The organism is Streptomyces mutomycini, assembly GCF_001700505.1.
Classification (GTDB): Bacteria; Actinomycetota; Actinomycetes; order Streptomycetales; family Streptomycetaceae; genus Streptomyces; species Streptomyces mutomycini.
Map to the genome: position 1 here is coordinate 1 of NZ_MAPV01000385.1, position 1,739 is coordinate 1,739.

At 65.7% G+C, this 1,739-nt stretch carries 1 protein-coding gene; it reads left to right on the forward strand.

Annotated elements, in window-relative coordinates; translation table 11 throughout:
• Positions 1-629: 629 nt before the first annotated feature.
• A partial coding sequence (locus BFF76_RS30595) for a DEAD/DEAH box helicase family protein (RefSeq protein ID WP_141695726.1) occupies positions 630-1,739 on the forward strand: 1,110 nt, incomplete at its 3' end.

Consider the following 1,739-nt stretch of genomic DNA (forward strand, 5'->3'; position numbering starts at 1 on the left):
GACCAGTGCGGAGCGCAGGGAGTCAGGCGCTCGATCACCTCAGCTGCGTCCTCCGCCCTCATGCGGCAGGTCAGATCACTGGTCGATGCCGACGCGGACCTTCCGGGAGAACGTCATCCAGGGTGAATGCCGTCGGCAATGGTGACGCCGGTCAGCCGTACCCGGCCGCTGTTGGCTCTCCGTTCGTAGGTCCGAGGGTGTCCGTCATCGGCGGGCTAGGGGCGTCCGAACTGGCTCTGCCTGGATCACGACGTCCGGCCTTCGGTCTGAACTGGCAGGGGACGGTGGCAGGATGATCAGACATGCCGCTTGTGTCACCCCCCTGCACTACCCTCAAGGACACGGCGCGCTGACCTGAAGCAGAGTCAGCGCAGGGGACGAGAGACGGTTGCGGGATGTACGGCGCGCGTCAGGATCGTATTGAGCGGACGACCGAGACGGGACGATCACACTCCGGGACACCGGGTAACCGAGCGGCTCTTGAAGCAGGTTCCTGACCGGGCGCAACAGTCCACCGTCCACCGCCTCATGATTCTTCCATCACAACCTCAGGCCTCCCCCGCGGGCCTTAGCCCGCGCGAGCCCGGCGTTCAGTGGGCAACACTTCCGACACCCATGCTGAGGAAGCCATGAACAGCAAGGATCACGATTCCCGCCTCCCGGCGGAGGCCCGCGCACGTGCCCTCATCGACCAGCAGCTGACTGCCGCAGGTTGGGCGGTACAGGACCGCAAGGCGATGAACCTATTCGCGGGCGAGCTCGGCGTGCACGGCATCGCGGTGCGCGAGGTCGTCATGGCACCGGGCCACGGCCGGGTCGACTACCTGCTGTACGTGGAAAAGAAGGTCGTCGGGGTCATCGAGGCCAAACCGCAGGGCACGACCCTGTCAGGCGTGGAGTGGCAGTCAGCGATGTACGCCACCGGCCTGCCGCCGGAGCATCGCAAGCGTGCGCACACGGTGGGTGATCGCATCCCGTTCGTGTTCGAGGCCTCCGGGTCGGAAACTCATTTCACCAACGGCTACGACCCCGAGCCGCGTGCCCGGAAGATCTTCAACTTTCCTAAGCCGGCCACCCTCGCGCGAATAGTTCGGGAGACCCAGGACGATCCCGCCTTCCCGACCTGGCGAGCAAAGGTGCGGCGCATGCCGCCTCTGAACGTGGAACGGCTGCGGCCCGCGCAGACCGAAGCGATCTCCAAGACCGAGGCATCACTGGCGGCCCAACGTGCAGACCGGTCGCTGATCCAGATGGCCACCGGTGCGGGCAAGACGCACACCGCCGTAACCCTGTCCTACCGACTGCTCAAGCACGCAGGGTTCAAGCGGGTGCTGTTCCTGGTCGACCGCAACAACCTGGCCAAGCAGACCGCTGCTGAGTTCAGCAACTACGAGACCCCAGACGACGGCCGGAAGTTCACCGAGCTGTACTCGGTCCAGCGCCTGACCCGTCTGGGAATGCTGGAGTCCTCGAACGTGGTGATCTCCACGATCCAGCGCGTCTATTCCGTGCTGCGCGGCAAGGACGTCCCCGAGGGCGACGACCCGACGCTGGACAGCTTCGTGCCGGACGCTCCGGTCGAGATCGCCTACAACAGGGACTTGCCGCCGGAGTCGTTCGACCTGGTGATCGTGGACGAGGCCCACCGCTCCATCTACGGGGTGTGGAAGGGCGTCCTGGAGTACTTCGACGCCCACATCCTGGGGCTGACGGCCACGCCAGGCAAGCAGACGTTCGCG